The organism is Solibacillus sp. FSL H8-0523, from assembly GCF_038051985.1.
In the GTDB taxonomy this organism is placed as follows: Bacteria; Bacillota; Bacilli; order Bacillales_A; family Planococcaceae; genus Solibacillus.
Map to the genome: position 1 here is coordinate 2,418,700 of NZ_CP150291.1, position 20,684 is coordinate 2,439,383.

Below are 20,684 nucleotides of genomic sequence, written 5' to 3' on the forward strand. Positions count from 1 at the left end.
ACAATACGTTCAATACTTCAGATTACGAGGAGGGATTTGGGTGAAAGTAGCTTACATTTCGGATTTGCATTGTCATGAGCAAGAGGTGTATCAACAGCAAGAAGCTATGTATTATATGAATGCACTAGGGTATCCGGATGAAAAGCTGCCCAGGAAAATACGTGTATTTACGGTGTAGGAGGCATATTCAGCTTTAAATGGAGGGGTCGCTTTGAAACATTTAATTTTATTGATCGTATCTTGTTTTATTTTATCAAGCTGTGCGGGATTAGCAGATTATACAATTCCATTAGATAATGGGTATCGCATTGATCGACTTTCAGCTCATCAAATTCAAATTTACGGAGATGAAGCGGTAAATGATGGCGATGATTCGGTATTCAATCATTTATATGTACCAGCAAAGGTAACGGCTGTCTGGTGGGATGAACAATATATTATTGCAAAACAATTGAGTTTGAAGGCAGATGAACGAGGATATGAAGAACCTCCAAAAAATCCGACTGATGATCATTATTCTTATTGGATAATCGAAATGGATAAGAACGAAGTAAAAGGCCCTCTTACGTTAAAAGAGTTAGAGAATGAAACGAACCCATTAGGAATTAACATCGTATTTACACCAATCGAAAAGCTGAAAAGGGAACCATAATTAACTAATATTATCGAGAAGATTAAGATAAATTTCAAAAGAGGATGAATTACTGCCCCTTATATGACGGAACAATTTAGGAGTTTCTATACTTCTAGTGTTAAGACCATGAATATTAACCAAAAATAATTTACTTCAAACTAAAAAATGAACTCGACTTGCATCGAACTCATTTTTTATCTACTTATTTTGCTGTATAAACGTAAAAAAAGTATGTAACAGAAGTTACATACTTAGAAATGACCCGTACGGGATTCGAACCCGTGTTACCGCCGTGAAAGGGCGGTGTCTTAACCACTTGACCAACGGGCCATGGCTCCGAAGGCAGGACTCGAACCTGCGACCTGCCGGTTAACAGCCGGATGCTCTACCAACTGAGCTACTTCGGAACAATACTAATACTATGATGGGCCTAAATGGACTCGAACCATCGACCTCACGCTTATCAGGCGTGCGCTCTAACCAGCTGAGCTATAGGCCCTAAAACTGGAGCGGGTGATCGGAATCGAACCGACAACATCAGCTTGGAAGGCTGAGGTTTTACCACTAAACTACACCCGCAAATGGTGGGTTTGGACGGAATCGAACCGCCGACACTTAGAGCTTCAATCTAATGCTCTACCAACTGAGCTACAAACCCACAAATGGCGGTCCCGACCGGGATCGAACCGGCGATCTCCTGCGTGACAGGCAGGCATGTTAACCGCTACACCACGGGACCATTTGGTTGCGGGGACAGGACTTGAACCTGTGACCTTCGGGTTATGAGCCCGACGAGCTACCACTGCTCCACCCCGCGACAATATTATTACGTTTGTTATCGCATGTTCTGAGTTCTACTTAGTTGCCATCAACTTCGTCCCTCAGTTGCTGCTAATCGCTATCTTTGTTTAGCGATTTGCTCCACCCCGCGATAATACTATTTAAATTAGATGGTGGAGGATGACGGGCTCGAACCGCCGACCCCCTGCTTGTAAGGCAGGTGCTCTCCCAACTGAGCTAATCCTCCATAAAAAAAAAGCGAAGCGACGTCCTACTCTCACAGGGGGAAACCCCCAACTACCATCGGCGCTAAAGAGCTTAACTTCTGTGTTCGGTATGGGAACAGGTGTGGCCTCTTTGCCATCGTCACTTCACTTATTAAATTAAAAGAACTTATTCTTTCAAAACTGGATAAACGTTTCATTGATGTTCATAAATTGTGGTTAAGTCCTCGACCGATTAGTATTCGTCAGCTCCACACATCACTGCGCTTCCACCTCGAACCTATCTACCTGATCGTCTTTCAGGGGTCTTACTTACTTGCGTAATGGGAAATCTCATCTTGAGGGGGGCTTCATGCTTAGATGCTTTCAGCACTTATCCCGTCCACACATAGCTACCCAGCGATGCTCTTGGCAGAACAACTGGTACACCAGCGGTGTGTCCATCCCGGTCCTCTCGTACTAAGGACAGCTCCTCTCAAATTTCCTACGCCCACGACGGATAGGGACCGAACTGTCTCACGACGTTCTGAACCCAGCTCGCGTACCGCTTTAATGGGCGAACAGCCCAACCCTTGGGACCGACTACAGCCCCAGGATGCGATGAGCCGACATCGAGGTGCCAAACCTCCCCGTCGATGTGGACTCTTGGGGGAGATAAGCCTGTTATCCCCGGGGTAGCTTTTATCCGTTGAGCGATGGCCCTTCCATGCGGAACCACCGGATCACTAAGCCCGTCTTTCGACCCTGCTCGACTTGTAGGTCTCGCAGTCAAGCTCCCTTATGCCTTTACACTCTACGAATGATTTCCAACCATTCTGAGGGAACCTTTGGGCGCCTCCGTTACTCTTTAGGAGGCGACCGCCCCAGTCAAACTGTCCGCCTGACACTGTCTCCTACCCCGCTAAGGGGCATGGGTTAGAAGTTCAATACAACCAGGGTAGTATCCCACTGACGCCTCCTCCGAAGCTGGCGCTCCGGGATCTCTGGCTCCTACCTATCCTGTACAAGTTGTACCAAAATTCAATATCAGGCTACAGTAAAGCTCCACGGGGTCTTTCCGTCCTGTCGCGGGTAACCTGCATCTTCACAGGTACTATAATTTCACCGAGTCTCTCGTTGAGACAGTGCCCAGATCGTTACGCCTTTCGTGCGGGTCGGAACTTACCCGACAAGGAATTTCGCTACCTTAGGACCGTTATAGTTACGGCCGCCGTTTACTGGGGCTTCAATTCGCAGCTTCGCTTGCGCTAACCACTCCTCTTAACCTTCCAGCACCGGGCAGGCGTCAGCCCCTATACGTCACCTTACGGTTTTGCAGAGACCTGTGTTTTTGCTAAACAGTCGCCTGGGCCTATTCACTGCGGCTCTCTCACGCTTGCACGCTAACAGAGCACCCCTTCTCCCGAAGTTACGGGGTCATTTTGCCGAGTTCCTTAACGAGAGTTCTCTCGCACACCTTAGGATTCTCTCCTCGACTACCTGTGTCGGTTTGCGGTACGGGCACCTCTCACCTCGATAGAGGCTTTTCTTGGCAGTGTGAAATCAGGAACTTCGTCCATACGGACTCGTCATCACAGCTCAATGTTAAAGTATGCGGATTTGCCTACATACACACCTTACTGCTTGAACACGCGCAACCAACGGCGTGCTTACCCTATCCTACTGCGTCCCCCCATTTCTCAAACGGTGAGGAGGTGGTACAGGAATATCAACCTGTTGTCCATCGCCTACGCCTATCGGCCTCGGCTTAGGTCCCGACTAACCCTGAGCGGACGAGCCTTCCTCAGGAAACCTTAGTCATACGGTGGACGGGATTCTCACCCGTCTTTCGCTACTCATACCGGCATTCTCACTTCTAAGCGCTCCACCAGTCCTTCCGGTCTGACTTCAACGCCCTTAGAACGCTCTCCTACCACGCATCCTATTGGATGCATCCACAGCTTCGGTGAATCGTTTAGCCCCGATACATTTTCGGCGCAGCGTCACTCGACCAGTGAGCTATTACGCACTCTTTAAATGATGGCTGCTTCTAAGCCAACATCCTGGTTGTCTAAGCAACGCCACATCCTTTTCCACTTAACGATTACTTTGGGACCTTAGCTGGTGGTCTGGGCTGTTTCCCTCTTGACTACGGATCTTATCACTCGCAGTCTGACTCCCGTGTATAAATATCTGGCATTCGGAGTTTGTCTGAATTCGGTAAAGCGAGATGCCCCCCTAGTCCAAACAGTGCTCTACCTCCAGTATTCTCAATCACGAGGCTAGCCCTAAAGCTATTTCGGAGAGAACCAGCTATCTCCAGGTTCGATTGGAATTTCTCCGCTACCCACACCTCATCCCCGCACTTTTCAACGTGCGTGGGTTCGGGCCTCCAGTAAGTGTTACCTCACCTTCACCCTGGACATGGGTAGATCACCTGGTTTCGGGTCTACGACCACGTACTAATTCGCCCTATTCAGACTCGCTTTCGCTGCGGCTCCGTCTTCTCAACTTAACCTCGCACGTAATCGTAACTCGCCGGTTCATTCTACAAAAGGCACGCTATCACCCATTAACGGGCTCTAACTACTTGTAGGCACACGGTTTCAGGATCTATTTCACTCCCCTTCCGGGGTGCTTTTCACCTTTCCCTCACGGTACTGGTTCACTATCGGTCACTAGGTAGTATTTAGCCTTGGGAGATGGTCCTCCCGGATTCCGACGGAATTTCACGTGTTCCGCCGTACTCAGGATCCACTCAGGAGGGAATAACTTTTGGGCTACAGGGCTTTTACCTTATTTTGCGGACCTTTCCAAGTCGCTTCGCCTAAATCATTCTTTTGTAACTCCGTATTGAGTGTCCTACAACCCCAAAGAGCAAGCTCTTTGGTTTGGGCTCTTCCCGTTTCGCTCGCCGCTACTCAGGGAATCGAATTTTCTTTCTGTTCCTGCAGGTACTTAGATGTTTCAGTTCCCTGCGTCTGTCTCAAACACGCTATGAATTCACGTGAGTGTACTATCCGATTAAAGATAGTGGGTTCCCCCATTCGGAAATCCCCGGATCAAAGCTTACTTACAGCTCCCCGAGGCATATCGGTGTTAGTGCCGTCCTTCATCGACTCCTAGTGCCAAGGCATCCACCGTGCGCCCTTATTAACTTAACCAAAAGTTAAACTTAAATCAGAAGATTTAAGATTTTAAGGATATTGCACGACCAATTTCTTGATCTATTGTTTGTTTATTACTTATCAATGTCGTTTTATCCAGTTTTCAAAGAACAAAGCAGCTGACTTCAATCACTTCATGACTGAACTTCGCTGAATTCGCTTCATGCAGCTTTGCGACGATAGCGCTAGCGACAGGAGCAAATATTTTTTTGAAGTATCTCATTCAATTAAGAATGAACCTTCAAAACTGAACAGCAAACGTTAATGAGTATCTTCTCCAAGAGAAGATTTCCGAAATAATCCTTAGAAAGGAGGTGATCCAGCCGCACCTTCCGATACGGCTACCTTGTTACGACTTCACCCCAATCATCTATCCCACCTTCGGCGGCTGGCTCCATAAAGGTTACCTCACCGACTTCGGGTGTTACAAACTCTCGTGGTGTGACGGGCGGTGTGTACAAGGCCCGGGAACGTATTCACCGTGGCATGCTGATCCACGATTACTAGCGATTCCGGCTTCATGTAGGCGAGTTGCAGCCTACAATCCGAACTGAGAACGATTTTATCGGATTAGCTCCCCCTCGCGGGTTGGCAACCGTTTGTATCGTCCATTGTAGCACGTGTGTAGCCCAGGTCATAAGGGGCATGATGATTTGACGTCATCCCCACCTTCCTCCGGTTTATCACCGGCAGTCTCCTTAGAGTGCCCAACTAAATGATGGCAACTAAGAACAAGGGTTGCGCTCGTTGCGGGACTTAACCCAACATCTCACGACACGAGCTGACGACAACCATGCACCACCTGTCACCGTTGTCCCCGAAGGGAAAACTGTATCTCTACAGTGGTCAATGGGATGTCAAGACCTGGTAAGGTTCTTCGCGTTGCTTCGAATTAAACCACATGCTCCACCGCTTGTGCGGGCCCCCGTCAATTCCTTTGAGTTTCAGTCTTGCGACCGTACTCCCCAGGCGGAGTGCTTAATGCGTTAGCTGCAGCACTGAGGGGCGGAAACCCCCCAACACTTAGCACTCATCGTTTACGGCGTGGACTACCAGGGTATCTAATCCTGTTTGCTCCCCACGCTTTCGCGCCTCAGTGTCAGTTACAGACCAGATAGTCGCCTTCGCCACTGGTGTTCCTCCAAATCTCTACGCATTTCACCGCTACACTTGGAATTCCACTATCCTCTTCTGCACTCAAGTTCCCCAGTTTCCAATGACCCTCCCCGGTTGAGCCGGGGGCTTTCACATCAGACTTAAGGAACCACCTGCGCGCGCTTTACGCCCAATAATTCCGGACAACGCTTGCCACCTACGTATTACCGCGGCTGCTGGCACGTAGTTAGCCGTGGCTTTCTAACAAGGTACCGTCAAGGTAGCGCCAGTTACTACGCTACTTGTTCTTCCCTTGCAACAGAGTTTTACGAACCGAAATCCTTCTTCACTCACGCGGCGTTGCTCCATCAGACTTTCGTCCATTGTGGAAGATTCCCTACTGCTGCCTCCCGTAGGAGTCTGGGCCGTGTCTCAGTCCCAGTGTGGCCGATCACCCTCTCAGGTCGGCTACGCATCGTTGCCTTGGTGAGCCGTTACCTCACCAACTAGCTAATGCGCCGCGGGTCCATCCTATAGTGATAGCAAAACCATCTTTTAACTTTCGAACATGAGTTCAAAAGTATTATCCGGTATTAGCTCCGGTTTCCCGAAGTTATCCCAGTCTATAGGGTAGGTTACCCACGTGTTACTCACCCGTCCGCCGCTAACGAAAATTCGGTGCAAGCACCAAAAATTCGTCCGCTCGACTTGCATGTATTAGGCACGCCGCCAGCGTTCGTCCTGAGCCAGGATCAAACTCTCCATAATAGTTAGTTTGAAAGCTCATTTGCTTTGCTAGCGATTCTAACAATTAAGTTAGAAATCTATTGTTTGTTTCATTTAAGAAACTTGTTTTTCATTAACGTTGCTTGTTCAGTTTTCAAGGTTCATGTTATTTCGTTTGTCGCAATCTCTCTCGGCGACTTATATAATATTACACGGCTAACGAGATTTCGTCAACCTATTTTTAAAAATAAATTTGCTTAATTATTTCTTTCCTATTAAATAACTTAAAAATAGACTACGAATGATGCCTCCATTTTAAACTATACGGCGTCCCTTTAAAGAAATAGGGTTAATATCCTAGCCGAGGAAGCATCCGAATTCGTTCGTCCGGGAGATCACCTCATTTAATGACAGAATGGTTTTCTTAAAATCAAAGAAACAGGTACCTTCCTATTACTTAATCATTCCCTGTACTCGCTGAATCTTTACCTCTTTATTTCAAGGGAATCGATGGCAAATCCATGCCTGTTAAAAATGATGTCATTCTACCTTAAACTAGAGAATAGGGGTCCAGCATTAGGGGAATAAGAAAAATCCGTAAACGCTGTTTTATCAACGTTTACGGATTTTTTGGTGGAACATTGTTTATACATAATTTTATGCATATATCTACAAATACAGTCGCAGCAGTCGTTTAAGATTATTTTTGGGATACTGAATTAATAACGATTTTGTAATGTGAATAGACGACACCGTTAAACGTTTTTTATAAGCAAAATAAATGAATACACCTAATAAAAAGGCACTTGCTAGACCTAGCAACGCATCAATTAATGAAAACATAGCTGTCTTTTCTAACAGGAACCAACTATATGTTATACGTATATTGTAAATTTAGTTTTCCTTTTGAAAAGCCGTTCAAAAGATTCACTATGGAATACGATATTTTCACGATATCCTGTAAAATCGATCATTCCATTTATATTGGTGCGCAATAAAGCTTGTGATACGAACTTTTTTGATGAACATCTTGTATAATCTATTTTTGCTTTTTAGTTTTCTTTAAAAAAATACTACCTGATATTATGAAAACTAAAATGATTACTAGCAGGATTATTAAACCTGTATGTTGCTTTTCATCTTCTAAAGACGGTTCTTTTATTTGATCCTCAATCGTTGTCAAGGTTTGTTCCATTTGATTCATTTGTGTCGTTTCTTCTTCTAAACGGTTTTGATTTGACTCTTGCCCTGCTTTTACATTTGTATAAGGTTGATCGCCTATCACAATGAGTTGAATTGCTGTCGTACCAATTGTTGTTGCCGATATAGCTTGTGCCACATCATTTTGCTCAAAATGCGCGCTATGGTCATTTTGCTTACCTACATCATCTGACGAACTATTTGTTCCTATATAAGATTCAGCAATTGTTTGACCAACCCAAACAGATGGGTCAGCGCTTTCCGAAATAGCACGTGGATGCATACCAAGTTCATATTCTTTACCATCGACGGTAATTACATAAATATAGTATTTATCCCCCGTCTCCGTCTGCTTTTTCACATGCTCAACTGCTTCTACTGTTCCAGTTGGGCCTTCTGTAAAGCCTGACATCTGTAATAATGAATGTCCACCAATGTTCGTGTGTACATTTTCCGCTACAAATGCTGCAAATTCATCACGTGTTAATATAGCAGTTGGTTGCTCTACTTGTAATTGATTATGGAAATAAACTTCATTAACAAGCGCATATGTGGCATTTCCATCAATTGTAGATATGAGATTATGCGCCAGTGCGGCTTGCGCAAGTTCCTCTACCGTTTTTCCTTCTAGACCATTGTATTTTGCAGCCCATGCAGCTAAATCTTGTGCTGTTAATGGCTCTGCTGGCTCAAAGGTCATGTCATCATTTAAATAAGAAACAATCCCTAATGACGCAAGTAACACGACATCATTAGCATGCTCAGACAATGCTAAATCAGCAAATGTATTATTTTTATTCATTACATGTGCAGAAGCGGTTGTCGATAATAATAAACAAACAAATACAATTGAAACGATTTTTTTCTTCATGTGAACCTCCTATTTTGTTGCGATTTGCAAGTTACCGTCTTGTTGAATGACGTATGGACTATCGATGCCTTCCAATGTCTGTAATGTTGCATAATCAATCGAAAAGCTCGGCAACTCTACTAGTAATTCTTCAGGTAAATAAAAGCCGTTATAAAATCCGGCTTCAACTACTAACTGCGCAGCTGTACCTTCTGCATTTTGCAGTACTTGTCCTAACACTAATACATGGGCATATTCAAGCTCGTATTCTACATATACATGATCACTTCTAAAATAATATCGCGCTTTACTATGCTCATTTAGCCATTGTTCTGATAACTGGTAAGCACCATCTACCGATTTTTCAATCCAATCACTTAACTGTATGTTTACTAATTCTGCATCTAACTGAAAGTCACGAATAATGTTCTCTTCTACCTCTGCTGTCCAGTCAATGTCTAAATAATTCGCAATATTTTCAAGTTCCATCCCTTGTGTTTCGACTAAAAAATCTTCGCGTGCTTGCAGATTTTTTTCAATAGCATAAAGCAATTGTTCATGCCCTTTTAAGCGATTTTGACTTTGAAGTAGTTTCTGATACGTTACATAAAGTATATTTAACTGCTGTAAGTAATCATTAATTTTTTCATTCAATAGCCATTGATTCCCTAAAATATCAACAACATCTGTCCCCTGTTGCATCAAGGCTAAATATGTATCTAAGCCCATTTCTGAATAAAACTGAAGTTGTTCAATTGCACCCTGCTGCTCTTCTTTAAAATCTTGCTCCGACTGCTCAACCAATGGCTGTAATTGTTCAATTTCAAGCTTTGTTTGTTCCACTTCCTCATGTAATTTAGAAATGGTGGAATCGTCATAAACAATAGCTAAAAAATTTGCAAATGCTCCTGTTAAATGCGCATAAACTGGAAGTGCAAGCACAGCTGACAACGATAAAATAAATCCGATTTTTTTAAACATATCGAATCAGCTTTCTTGTTGAGACGTAACTCGCTACCACACCTAGCAAAAGACCCATGCCTAGCTGAATAGTGCAGATGACGATGACTTGCTGCATGTTTAATTGTCCTAAATAAGGAATAGCCTCTTGAATCGACTTTATTAAAAATGTATAAAGCATAACGACTACTGCCATACCAAGTACCGCTCCAAACAGCCCTAAAACAAACCCTTCAATTAAAAACTGCAAACGCACGATTTTAGGATTCATTCCTAAAAATAATTTGATTTTCAGTTCTTTTGAGCGTTGGTACATCGCTAAATGAAATGAGCTATAAACCATTAAAAAGGCAACAGCAATAAATAAAATAATAGCAAGCACACCATAGAGTTCGATTTTATAGAGCCAATCTGTCAAAATCTTGGCCATTTGCTGTGGGTAAACAACCTTTTGAATGCCCTCTACCTGCTGGAGATTTTGCGCTAGTAATTCAAAATAACGTGTGTCACGCACTTGAAATTTTACAGCATCTGGCATGCTTCCATCTGTAAACGCCTCTAGCAAATGTTCCCGCCCTTCAAAGAAGAACGCTAAATTTTGAATAATCTGCTCACCCGACTCGATTTGCACATCTTTCGCATACGACTGTTTCGCAATGATAGCTGCAACCTCTTCTGCCATACCATCCTCCACATACACTTTCATAGCAAGCTGTGATTCAACGTAGTCAACCGCTTCTCCTATGTAGGCTCGAACAAGCAAAATACTTCCGATTAAACTAAGTGCAATAAAAAGAAGCGTGACAGAGGCAATCACACTCCCTCTATTGCGCTTGATCCCTAGTTTCGTATCTTCTAGCATATAGCTAATTTGGTGTTTGTTCATGGATGTTACCTCCCTCCATTGCCCAAATACATGCGCCTTTTTGTATCAAACGTTCGTCATGCGTTACGATAAGCATCGTGATTTGTTCTTCGTTGTGAAGTTCATATAATAAGTCCATAATTTCTTTTGTTGTTTGTTGATCTAAATTTCCAGTGGGTTCATCGGCAATAATGAGCCTAGGTTTATTCAGAAGTGCTCGAACAATCGCAACACGTTGTTGTTGACCACCTGATAGCTGAGCGGGAAAAGCATCCTTTTTGTGTTCAAGGCCGACACGTTTTAATAAACGTTCGGCCTCTTGTTGTATTTGTTTAATTGGATGACCAAGTGCTTTTCCTGCTAGCAGTACGTTCTCAAGAACTGTTTTTTGCTCGATTAACTCAAAGCTTTGAAATATAATCCCTATTTTTCGGCGTAATTCAAACTTGGGTATACTCAAAATGCTCCTACCATCTATTAAAATCTCGCCAGCATCACATTCAATCTCACGATAGAGTAATTTTAACAATGTGCTTTTTCCAGAACCCGAGCGACCTTTTAAAAAGGCAAATTGTCCTTTCTCAAGATGAAACGTCAATTTTTCTAAAACGGCAACGTCTTGATAACATTTTTTCACATTAGTCATTTGAATCATCGTTAAATCTGTCCTTCTTTCAACCAAGGTAAGAAGCCGCGTAAGAAGCGCTCTGTTGCTGGCATGAAATATGAACCAAAGTGGAAATCAGGATCTAATGTTGTATTCACCCAAATCCCGTTTGTATTAACACGGTCAATGTATAATACTGAACCCCCATCAACTGTTGAAACAAGTGTTTCACAGCCTTCTGATGGCCAATATACGCCATGCTGATGCCATGTTGCATCACCTAATGTTAAATAATTTGTAAATAAATCATGATTTTCACCTGGCAAACGTAAACCACTATCTGCTCCTGGCTCTAACCACCACCAAAAGTTTGTTGGGCGAAACTCCCATTTATGTTCAGGTAGCCACTCTTTATGCTGCGGGCCAAACGTGACAACGACTTTTCCTGTATTCGCAAATTCATAAATTTTATCTACATTTTGCTCTAATAATTCAACATGTGTTTGAGATGGAATTAATAATACGTCGAATTCATCTAATGGTGTTTCTGCAAATTCACGTACTGGAATACAGGTATGAATATGCTGACCAAATTCAGATATTTTATAAGTTCGTTGATGCTGTGAGCTCCCGCCATACATTACTGCAATTTTACGCATTTACTTTCTCACCCTTCTGTAATCGATTGTATTCTTCACGTGCCCACGCCTCAATTTGTGCTGGGATACGATCTGTTGTTTTATCTACAACTGGCTGCATACGTCCACCTGTATTAAATAAACTTCCACCTGAGTGAACAAAAATGGTACCATTCGTTGATTCACGATCGATATAGGTAATCGTTGCGCCACCTGGTAACGTTAATAATACTTCTGCATTTTCAGGTGCTGGATGATGCCCGCGTGCAAAGAAACCTTTTACACCTCGATTAATCGTCATATCCTCTTCTGTTACACCTTCAAAAATTGGGTGTGGCTTTGCAATTTGTACATCGTAATCACCATGCCATTTAATTTCTTTCGGAATAAACATTTCTTGACCTGGCAGCCAATCCGTCACTAAATCCCCAAAGAAGCTGACAATTTTTCGGTCTTGTAAAAAGTCTGCAATCACTTGCTTTTGCTCCAATAAGTAATCTTGATCAACAAAGCCTAAAATAATCATACATTTATAAGCTGATAAATCGATCGTATGTAATTGGTACATATCCACCATTTCATAGTCTGGTTGGACCGGGTTTGCAGAAAAAATATTGCGTGGATGAACTACAAGAAAATCTTTCATTTAATTTTTCGCTCCTTCTAAAATAAGTAATGCATCTATTAACGCTCTCGTAAATGGATGCGTTGGTTCATTAATCACTTGCTCTGTTGGACCTTCATCAACAATTTCACCTTCGTGTAACACAATAATACGGTCACAGAAATTTTTCGTTAAGGCGATATCATGCGTAACAAATACATACGAAATACCAAACTGTTCATTCATTGATTTTATTAATTGAATCAGCTCTAAACGAAGTGATGTATCAAGCATTGACGTGGGTTCGTCTGCTACAATAATTTTAGGCTTTGTTATAAATGCTCGCGCAACTCCAACACGTTGACGTTCCCCACCTGATAATTCGTGCGGATAACGGGTCATGTATTTATCTGGATCAAGTGATACAACCTGCAATGCCTCACGAACGAGCTGTTCACGTTGTTTTGCATCCGGCTCAATTTTTTGAATAATAAGTGGTTCTTCAATTAATTGCGAAATTTTCATACGTGATGATAATGATTCATAGGGATCTTGAAAAATCATCGCAATATTTTTCGCAAATTGTCTTCGTGCCTTTTTTGAAAGTGTATGCAAATTGATACCGTCTACCGTTATGGAACCCTTTGTTTGTTGCTCTAAGCCGACTAAAATTTTTCCAATCGTACTTTTCCCTGCACCAGAAGCGCCAATCAATCCAATGATTTCACCTTGCTCAAATGAAAAGGAAACATCTTTTAAAACGGCGACTTTGTTACTTTTTGAATGACCATACACTTTCATAATGTTTTTCAATTCAACGAACGATTTCATACTGCGCCTCCTCGCTGAAATGTTGTTTCTTTTTTGGTTTTAATAACGGAATGGCATCCATTAAGCGTCTTGTATATGGGTGATTTGATTCATTCGCAAGGAGTTTTGCTGGACCACTATCAACTACATGACCATACTTCATAATTAAAATGCGATCCGTAATCGTTAATACTGCCGGTAAATCATGTGAAATGAAAATCATTGATAAATTCATTTCTTTTTGAAGCTTGCGAAGCACTTGTAAAATTTCTACTTGCACAAGCACATCAAGCCCTGTTGTCGGTTCATCTGCAATCACAAATTGTGGCTTGTTAATAAGTGCCATTGCGATGATGACACGCTGACGCATCCCACCGGATAATTCATGTGAATAGGCATAGCGCCATTTTGGCTCTAATCCAACCTGAATAAGTACCTCATCAATACGTTGATTAATCAGCGCTTTTGACATTTTTTGATGCGCTAAAATCGCTTCTTTTAATTGTTTTTCCACTGTATGTACTGGATTCAATGCATTCATTGCAGCCTGTGCAATATAACCAATTTGCTGTCCACGTACTTGTCGAATTTCCTCGTCACTAAATAGTTGTAAATCCTTACCTTCAAAATAAATCGCACCGTTTGGCACATGGGCAGAAGCACGTAATTGCTGAATAATCGCTGAAGCAATAGTCGTTTTACCACTACCAGATTCTCCAACTATCCCTAATACTTCACCTTGTCTTACCTCAAAGCTGACTTCATCGACAACGGTTGTAAATGTATTATTTTTCGGATATTGAACCGTTAATTTCTCTACAGCGAGTGTAATTTGACTTTCAACTAATTGTGAAACAATTTCAAACTGCTGCTTTGGTCGTTTTTTCGCGACTGTATACATCCCCAATCGAGGATTCACTTTTTCTTCTAGGAAGTAGCCAATAAATGAAAAAGCCAATACAACAAACACAATACAAATACCAGGAGGGATAATCCACCACATCCAAGCATCTGTTAAGAAGCCACTTCGATTGTTGGCATAATATAAAATACTGCCCCAACTCTTCATTGTTGGATCTCCAAGACCTAAAAAGCTTAAAGAAGATTCCATTAATATGGCTCCATTGACCGCACCCACAAACTGTGGAATGAAAATCGGAAATACACCAGGTGTAATATGTTTATAAAAAATATAAAAATCGCTAGCTCCCATCGTCTTGGCTGCCAGGACTGGACCCGCTGATTTAATCGATAAAGTTTGTGCACGAATTTGACGTGCTTTACCCGCCCACATTACAAGTGTAATGACAAAAATTTGTGTCATAACCCCTGGACCAATATAAACGGCAACCACAATCATTAATGGTAAAAATGGCAAGGTCATGACAACATCGATGACACGCATGACAATCATTTCAAAACGTCCACCAATATAACCTGCAAGTACTCCCATAATTCCACCAATTGTTGTAGCTAAGATTGCTGCTACAACCCCAATAAATAGAGAGGTACGTGCACCTACTGCAAGCTCTGATAAGATGTCTTGCCCCATATCATTTGTTCCAAGCCAATGTGATTTATTCGGGGCTAGGAATGAAGCACCTACTTGTTTATACGCATCATAAGGACTAATCATTGGACCAAATATTGCAAATAAGACAACGAGGATAAGCATCGAAACCCCAATGATTCCAATTATTTTTGTTGAATTACGCATTAACGTCCCACCTTTTCTACGACCGTACTTTTAGCGCGTGGATCAATTAGCGGGTACGTAACATCTGCTAAAATATTCGCTATGATAACCCCTAATGTAATGATTAAAAAAACACCTTGCATCATTGGGAAGTCCCGTGCAATAACACTTTCATAAAGTAAACGCCCAATACCTGGATATGAAAATACGGTTTCTACAACAACCGAGCCACCAATTAATGTTCCTAATGAAATCGTAAATTGTGTATAAACAGGTAACAACGCATTTCGAAGTGCATGATTAAAGATTAAATTCTTCTTTTTTACGCCTTTCGCTTCCGCCATTAACATATAATCTTGTCCGAGTGACTCAAGCATTGAGGACCTCGTTAGCAAGTAATTGGATCCAACTGTTGCGATACTTAACGTCGCAATTGGTAATGTTAAATGCCATAACACGTCCTTGATGAAGCCCCATGTTGTCCCATCTTGCACGATAGATACCGCACCATATGTTGGGAACCAGCCAAGTTGGACTGCGAAGATTGCAATAAATAACATCCCTATCCAAAATCCTGGTAATGCTTGCAAAGTCAGCATCAATGTTAAAAAGGAAACATCCCGTTTCTTTCCTCGATTCCAAGCTGAATATGCGCCAATCATGACACCGACAATGGCACTAATTAAAAGGGCAGGTAAAATGAGTGTAATCGTCCACCCTAATTTATCTGCCATAATTTCAGTAACAGGTTTTGCATATTTAATGGAAGTCCCAAAATCCCATGTTAGGATTCCTTTTAAATAATCCATATATTGTCCCCAAAGCGTTCCACCCAAGCCTACTGATTCTAAAGCTGCTTGTCTTTGCTGTTCTGTAAGTTCCTTTAGTGTGGACTCATCAAAAAAGTAAAGTAATGGATCGCCAGGTGCTAAACGTGGCAATCCAAAATTAATCGTGATTGCCACAAATAACACAACAAGATATTGGACTAGTTTGTTCATTAACTTAGAAAAACGATTGTCCATTTGATTTCCACCTTACTCTATGATTACAGGTGCTGTTGTTGACGCTGCTTTTTGTGTTGCTTCTGGTAAAAATGAGAATTTGTTAATAATACCGTAACCTAATGACTCTACGTAGCCATCATATTTTACTGCATTATATGCGTATACCTCATCTGGGTAATAAAGGGCGATTGCAGTTGGTTGATTGTTATAAAGTGTTTGCATATCAAATGCAATCAGTTTGCGGTCTTCAATTGTTGAAGCTGCTTTCCAATCCGCGATTATTGCATCCATTTCAGGATATGGTAAGCCTGCTGTCCATAAATAGCTCGCACTGTGAGACTGAACAAATTGGTCTGGATCCGCTACACCATGTGGACCAATTAAGCTTACATATGTTTCAAAGTTATCTTCAGAAATATCTGCTGAATACGTTGTTGGATCTAACGTTGCAACATTAAGTGATAAACCAACCGCTTTGTATTGTTCTACCATTAATTCTGCTACGCGGACATAAATTGGCTCACCTGCAGAAACTTTAATTGACATCGATAATGCTTTACCATCTGGTGTTTCACGGAAGCCGTCACCATTTGTATCTTTATATCCAAGCTCATCTAATAAAGAATTCGCTTTTATTACATCATATGGTGTTGAAAGCTCTGGGTTTGTCCATGGCGAATCTGGGTGTGGGTACCCTTTTTCCCCTGCACGACTCTGACCAAGTAATACAGTATCAACGATAGCTTGACGATCGATTGATAAAGACATTGCTTGGCGGAACACCTCATTACTAAATGGTGCAATTTCATAGTTTAAGCCAAATTGTACGATTGAAAGATTTGTTGCAGATGCTAATTTGAAGTTATCATCACTGCTAAATGTTGAGATTAACTCAGCAGGTACTGTACGTGATGATACATCGATTTGACCAGATTTTAACGCGTTAAACATGGCTGTGGCATCAGGAATAATTGGTAATGTTAATTTTTTTACTGTTGGTTCGCCCATGAAATAATCTACATTAGCCTCTAACACATAATGTCGATCGGCTACATATTCTGTTAACTTATAAGGACCTGTACCGATTGCAAGGTCAGCATATTTGCGTGGATTTTCAACATTTCCCCAAATGTGTTTTGGTAAAATTGGTAAATCCGCAAATGTAATTATTTTTAATGATGGGCATGCATACCCACATTCGAATGTTAGTGTTTTACCATCTTCTTGGATATTAATTTCATCAATTTTCGGTACGTCACTTACGTGGTGCGTGTGGCGATTTGCTGGGCCATCGCGATAATATTCGTATGTAAATTTAACGTCTTCTGCTGTGAAATCTTCACCATCGTGCCATTTAATACCGTCACGAACAACTACTTCCCATGTATCTTCATCAATTTGAGTTGCAGATTCTGCTAACCAAGGTGTTGGCTCATCTACATAAGGTGATGGTGAAAATAATTTGTCATACACCATATCTGTTAACCAATCTAAGTTCCCTGTGTAGATATTTAATGGACCTACATCACTCTTTAAACCGATTGTTAAATTCTCAATTGTTGAATCTGAACCTTTTGATTCAGTACTACTTTCTTTTACATCTTTATCACTTGAGCCACAAGCGGCAAGTGCAAAAGATAATGCCATTGTCAGTAAGACGAACAGCCAATTCTTATTGAATTTCATTTTCTTTCCTCCTACATAGTTTGTTCGTTCCATTCATCAGCCATCAAACGCCTTATTTAAACTAACAAAATGTAATATACAACTATTGATAATGATTATCAATATCGTTTCGATTCGAGCAAAACGGTTTAACGTGTCACAGATACCCTTTTCATCATTTTTATAAAAAATTCAAATAGAACTATTTAATTTACTAATAACATAGCAGGTTCCATAAAAAAACGCCTATATCGTTAAGATACAGGCGTTCCAATACACTCTTTTATATGTTCACAAATCGCTTGCTCACTCGTTGAAAGTACCACATTTTTTTGCTTAACAATCGTCATCATCCGTCTAATAGACAGACCTTTAACAGGTTTAAAAAGTAACCCCTCTTGTTCAATTACCTTTGGAGGTAAAAAAGCCATCCCACTTTGAAGGTGTAATGCTTTAGCAATTACAGTGAAATTCGACATTTTCGAATAATTAGGGATTATATTTTTTTGCTGTAATGACATTTTAATCGCTTGTGTATAAAACTCTCCTTGGGGAACATAGATTTCATAATCCTCTAAATCACGACCGTATAAAATTTGACGCTCTGCTAAAGGATGCATCGGAGATACCGCTAAATGTAACTCTTCTCTGAATAGCATCTCAACATCAAATTGTTGCAATAAAATGGGATCTAATTCATAAATCGGCATGATAGCAAATTTAATTTTCTTTTCGAATAATAAATTTTTCAATTCATTATAACAATAGCAATTAATTTCATAGCTTAATTTTTCGTCATTAAAATGTGACCCAAAAATTTCTTCAAAATAATGATTAGCAATATACGTGCTTAAATATAAGCTTACCTTTTCCTCGCTTTCGGATTGACGTATTGCATCCATCATTTTTTCTTCATAATGACATATCATTTGGGCATGTTTTAAAACAATTTCCCCTTTATTAGTCAATTCAATTTTTCGTTTATTTCGTTGAATGAGTGTGCACTCTAAACTTCTTTCTAATTGCTTAATGTGTTGAGTAACAGTAGGTTGTGAACAATATAACCTTTTCGCCGTTTCTGTATAGGAACGGCACTCAGAAAGTACAATAAACGTTTTATACCAGTTATTCATACAACCAACCCTTTAAATGAGAATGAATATCATTATTATAACGGTTTAATCGTTAACTGTAAATTTTTTATGAATTTATTATTTTTTAATAGGGCTCCCGCGAGATTTAAATGCGGATTTACAATGTTAAACAAAAAATGTGACCAAACGTCGGATTGAACTGCACTCCTTGTTAAAGTGTGTCTAACTTTTAGAGATCACTTCAACGCACCAAAAACTTTTCGGTTCAGTGCAACGATATCATCATGTGTGAACTCAAGCGAAAACTGCGCCATAATTTCATCTCGTAACCCGGCAGCGTTCCCTTTTTCTGCTTTTTGTAAGGCTGCTGTTAGCTCTTCTTTCGTTAGCTCTGTGCAATACGCCGGTGTACCCGGTTGCATATTCCAAGATGCAGCAATCGAACCTGCATCGACCGTATCAAAACCGCATTCGTTTACAAGATTCATGATGATTTGTTTATGCCCCTCATCATCACCTGCAACCGCCATCGCAATACGCCCTGTTGTTCCCGCCGGTGTCCCTTTATTCTCTAATGTAAAGGCTAGTAGATTGCTGAACGCTTTAATAACTGGACGCCCAAGCTGCTCTGTCGCCCATGCACTTTCCACCATACCTTGATCAATTGCTTCGATTTGTTGATCTCTAAATGGATAATAATTTGATGTATCCACAACAATCACGTTATCGCCAACAGTTTTTAAAATCGGCTGGATTGTTGGAATCGCATATAGTGGAATCGAAATGATTAACACATCAATATGTTGACCAATCTCTTCCGTACTTACGGCAGTGCCAACAATTGTTTTCCCTGCTAAACGTTCCATTCCTCGTGCATCTGCTACTTTAACCTCGTGTCCGTTATTCATTAATTTTTTGGCAATGCTTTGACCGATTGGCCCTGCTCCAATAATTCCAAATTTCATATTTATTTCTCCCTTTAAATGATTTATTTTTTAATTCTCTCTGCGAAAGCATCTATTTAGTAACCTCATAATACTTGCATGATTTGTGCGAATAATGTATGGCCTTTTAAACGTGTCTGTTGATCGGCATAAAAATCAGCGACCATGATTTCATCGAGTTCTGCTGTATGTTTTAGCGCTTCCATCTGTGCTTTCACTTGCGCTGGATTCCCAATAATGAAGCGATTTCTGTTTTGTTCACGGATCGCGAGTTCGTGCAGCGTAAATTCATAATTCGCTGCTTCCTCTAGTGAAAATAATTGCAGTTCATCAGGTTTAGCCCCCATAAACATCTTCATCCAGCTGATTTCAGCAGGTAACGCCGCAAGCTGTGCTTCTTCTTCCGTATCCGCTACAAAAATAAACTTCGATAACATGCTATATGGTTTCTCTTCATGGCCCTGTAAAGCAAACTGCTGCTTGTAGAGATTTAGAAATTCTAGATCCTGACGTGGATTCAATTGACCTGCAAAGGCGAATTTCAAGCCAAATTTCACCGCTAAGCTTAGTCCACCAGCTGACGAGCCCAACATAAATAAATTTGGCTTTAACGGTGTGCCCGGGATTTTCAATGTTTGCAAAGGATGCCCTTCTGGAAACGTGCCTGTTAAATGGTAAATGATTTCTTGAATTTGATCCGCTGTATTGAGCTCATACATTTTTTCACGTGTCATTTGAAGTGCCATTTTCGCTAAAAAGTCCGTGCCCGATGCACGCCCCATGCCTAAATCGACGCGCCCTGGGAATGCAGCTTCTAACGTTGCAAAATTTTCTGCTACCTTATACGGGCTATAATTTGGAAGCATGATGCCACCAGCACCAATATTCATCCGTTTCGTAAGTGTACCGGCCAGCATCATCATTAGATCCGGTGCCATACTAAAAATTGTCGTTGAATTATGATGCTCAGTAAACCAGTAACGCGCATAGCCCAGCGAATCTGCTAATTGCAGCGTTTCCTTTGTATTTGATAGCGCTTGTTGAGGCGTTTGCCCTTTAAAAATGTGTACATAATCTAAGATTGAATAGTTCATGCAATCCTCCATATCGTTTGTGTTGTTCACAGCTTTTCACTACTG

At 41.2% G+C, this 20,684-nt stretch carries 14 protein-coding genes, 8 tRNA genes and 3 rRNA genes; 1 reads left to right on the plus strand and 24 read right to left on the minus strand.

The genetic code is table 11. The features are described 5' to 3' along the window. Positions 1 to 211 precede the first annotated feature (211 nt). Complete coding sequence (locus NSQ62_RS12050; RefSeq protein ID WP_341320388.1) at positions 212 to 652, plus strand: DUF3997 domain-containing protein; 441 nt, start codon at positions 212 to 214, stop codon at positions 650 to 652. Positions 653 to 892: 240 nt separating this feature from the next. Here the strand turns inward: NSQ62_RS12050 and NSQ62_RS12055 are convergent. The 24 genes from NSQ62_RS12055 to NSQ62_RS12170 all read right to left on the minus strand — a co-directional run bounded on the left by NSQ62_RS12055 (position 893) and on the right by NSQ62_RS12170 (position 20,639). Next, positions 893 to 964 (minus strand) — tRNA-Glu (locus NSQ62_RS12055). A 1-nt stretch (position 965) separates the two neighbouring features. Then, positions 966 to 1,041, minus strand: a tRNA-Asn gene (locus NSQ62_RS12060). 18 nt (positions 1,042 to 1,059) lie between these two features. After that, positions 1,060 to 1,133 (minus strand) — tRNA-Ile (locus tag NSQ62_RS12065). Between the two features lie 6 nt (positions 1,134 to 1,139). Continuing rightward, a tRNA-Gly gene (locus tag NSQ62_RS12070) sits at positions 1,140 to 1,213 on the minus strand. A gap of 3 nt (positions 1,214 to 1,216) precedes the next feature. Further along, positions 1,217 to 1,292, minus strand: a tRNA-Phe gene (locus NSQ62_RS12075). A 5-nt stretch (positions 1,293 to 1,297) separates the two neighbouring features. Further along, positions 1,298 to 1,373, minus strand: a tRNA-Asp gene (locus NSQ62_RS12080). Positions 1,374 to 1,376: 3 nt separating this feature from the next. Next, positions 1,377 to 1,451: transfer RNA gene (locus NSQ62_RS12085), tRNA-Met, on the minus strand. Between the two features lie 134 nt (positions 1,452 to 1,585). Further along, positions 1,586 to 1,661, minus strand: a tRNA-Val gene (locus tag NSQ62_RS12090). A gap of 11 nt (positions 1,662 to 1,672) precedes the next feature. Next, positions 1,673 to 1,788: ribosomal RNA gene (rrf, locus tag NSQ62_RS12095) — 5S ribosomal RNA — on the minus strand. Between the two features lie 65 nt (positions 1,789 to 1,853). Next, positions 1,854 to 4,781: ribosomal RNA gene (locus tag NSQ62_RS12100) — 23S ribosomal RNA — on the minus strand. Positions 4,782 to 5,091: 310 nt separating this feature from the next. Continuing rightward, positions 5,092 to 6,647, minus strand: a 16S ribosomal RNA gene (locus tag NSQ62_RS12105). Together the 16S, 23S and 5S rRNA genes with 8 tRNA genes alongside form the textbook arrangement of a ribosomal RNA operon. Positions 6,648 to 7,644: 997 nt before the next feature. After that, the gene (locus tag NSQ62_RS12110; RefSeq protein WP_341320389.1) at positions 7,645 to 8,676 is read right to left on the minus strand and encodes a hypothetical protein; all 1,032 of its coding nucleotides are present in this window, start codon (positions 8,674 to 8,676) and stop codon (positions 7,645 to 7,647) included. 9 nt (positions 8,677 to 8,685) lie between these two features. Continuing rightward, a complete protein-coding gene (locus NSQ62_RS12115) occupies positions 8,686 to 9,636 on the minus strand; it encodes a hypothetical protein (protein WP_341320390.1) in 951 nt (316 codons plus the stop codon). Further along, the gene (locus NSQ62_RS12120; RefSeq protein WP_341320391.1) at positions 9,629 to 10,501 is read right to left on the minus strand and encodes a permease-like cell division protein FtsX; all 873 of its coding nucleotides are present in this window, start codon (positions 10,499 to 10,501) and stop codon (positions 9,629 to 9,631) included. The genes NSQ62_RS12115 and NSQ62_RS12120 overlap by 8 nt, the downstream gene beginning before the upstream one ends. Next, positions 10,482 to 11,135: an ABC transporter ATP-binding protein gene (locus NSQ62_RS12125; protein WP_341320392.1), complete on the minus strand. Its 654-nt coding sequence runs from the start codon at positions 11,133 to 11,135 to the stop codon at positions 10,482 to 10,484. Before NSQ62_RS12125 ends, NSQ62_RS12120 begins: the two co-directional genes overlap by 20 nt. Positions 11,136 to 11,137: 2 nt before the next feature. Then, positions 11,138 to 11,746 carry a hypothetical protein gene (locus NSQ62_RS12130; protein WP_341320393.1) on the minus strand — a complete coding sequence of 203 codons (609 nt, stop codon included), beginning with the start codon at positions 11,744 to 11,746 and terminating at the stop codon, positions 11,138 to 11,140. After that, positions 11,739 to 12,371 (minus strand): phosphate starvation-inducible protein PhoH, encoded by a 633-nt coding sequence (locus NSQ62_RS12135; protein ID WP_341320394.1) that lies wholly within the window; start codon positions 12,369 to 12,371, stop codon positions 11,739 to 11,741. The genes NSQ62_RS12130 and NSQ62_RS12135 overlap by 8 nt, the downstream gene beginning before the upstream one ends. Further along, on the minus strand, positions 12,372 to 13,160 hold the full coding sequence (locus tag NSQ62_RS12140) for an ABC transporter ATP-binding protein (RefSeq protein ID WP_341320395.1): 789 nt from the start codon (positions 13,158 to 13,160) through the stop codon (positions 12,372 to 12,374). It lies immediately after the preceding gene. Further along, positions 13,144 to 14,856: a dipeptide/oligopeptide/nickel ABC transporter permease/ATP-binding protein gene (locus NSQ62_RS12145; protein WP_341320396.1), complete on the minus strand. Its 1,713-nt coding sequence runs from the start codon at positions 14,854 to 14,856 to the stop codon at positions 13,144 to 13,146. Before NSQ62_RS12145 ends, NSQ62_RS12140 begins: the two co-directional genes overlap by 17 nt. Further along, a complete protein-coding gene (locus tag NSQ62_RS12150; protein ID WP_341320397.1) occupies positions 14,856 to 15,860 on the minus strand; it encodes an ABC transporter permease in 1,005 nt (334 codons plus the stop codon). Before NSQ62_RS12150 ends, NSQ62_RS12145 begins: the two co-directional genes overlap by 1 nt. A gap of 12 nt (positions 15,861 to 15,872) precedes the next feature. Next, on the minus strand, positions 15,873 to 17,528 hold the full coding sequence (locus tag NSQ62_RS12155; RefSeq protein WP_341320398.1) for an ABC transporter substrate-binding protein: 1,656 nt from the start codon (positions 17,526 to 17,528) through the stop codon (positions 15,873 to 15,875). A gap of 233 nt (positions 17,529 to 17,761) precedes the next feature. Then, the gene (locus NSQ62_RS12160; RefSeq protein WP_341320399.1) at positions 17,762 to 18,640 is read right to left on the minus strand and encodes a LysR family transcriptional regulator; all 879 of its coding nucleotides are present in this window, start codon (positions 18,638 to 18,640) and stop codon (positions 17,762 to 17,764) included. 197 nt (positions 18,641 to 18,837) lie between these two features. Beyond that, positions 18,838 to 19,566, minus strand: coding sequence for an NAD(P)-binding domain-containing protein (locus NSQ62_RS12165; RefSeq protein ID WP_341320400.1), 729 nt, complete (start codon positions 19,564 to 19,566; stop codon positions 18,838 to 18,840). Between the two features lie 65 nt (positions 19,567 to 19,631). Continuing rightward, positions 19,632 to 20,639 (minus strand): MsnO8 family LLM class oxidoreductase, encoded by a 1,008-nt coding sequence (locus NSQ62_RS12170; protein WP_341320401.1) that lies wholly within the window; start codon positions 20,637 to 20,639, stop codon positions 19,632 to 19,634. Positions 20,640 to 20,684: the final 45 nt, after the last annotated feature.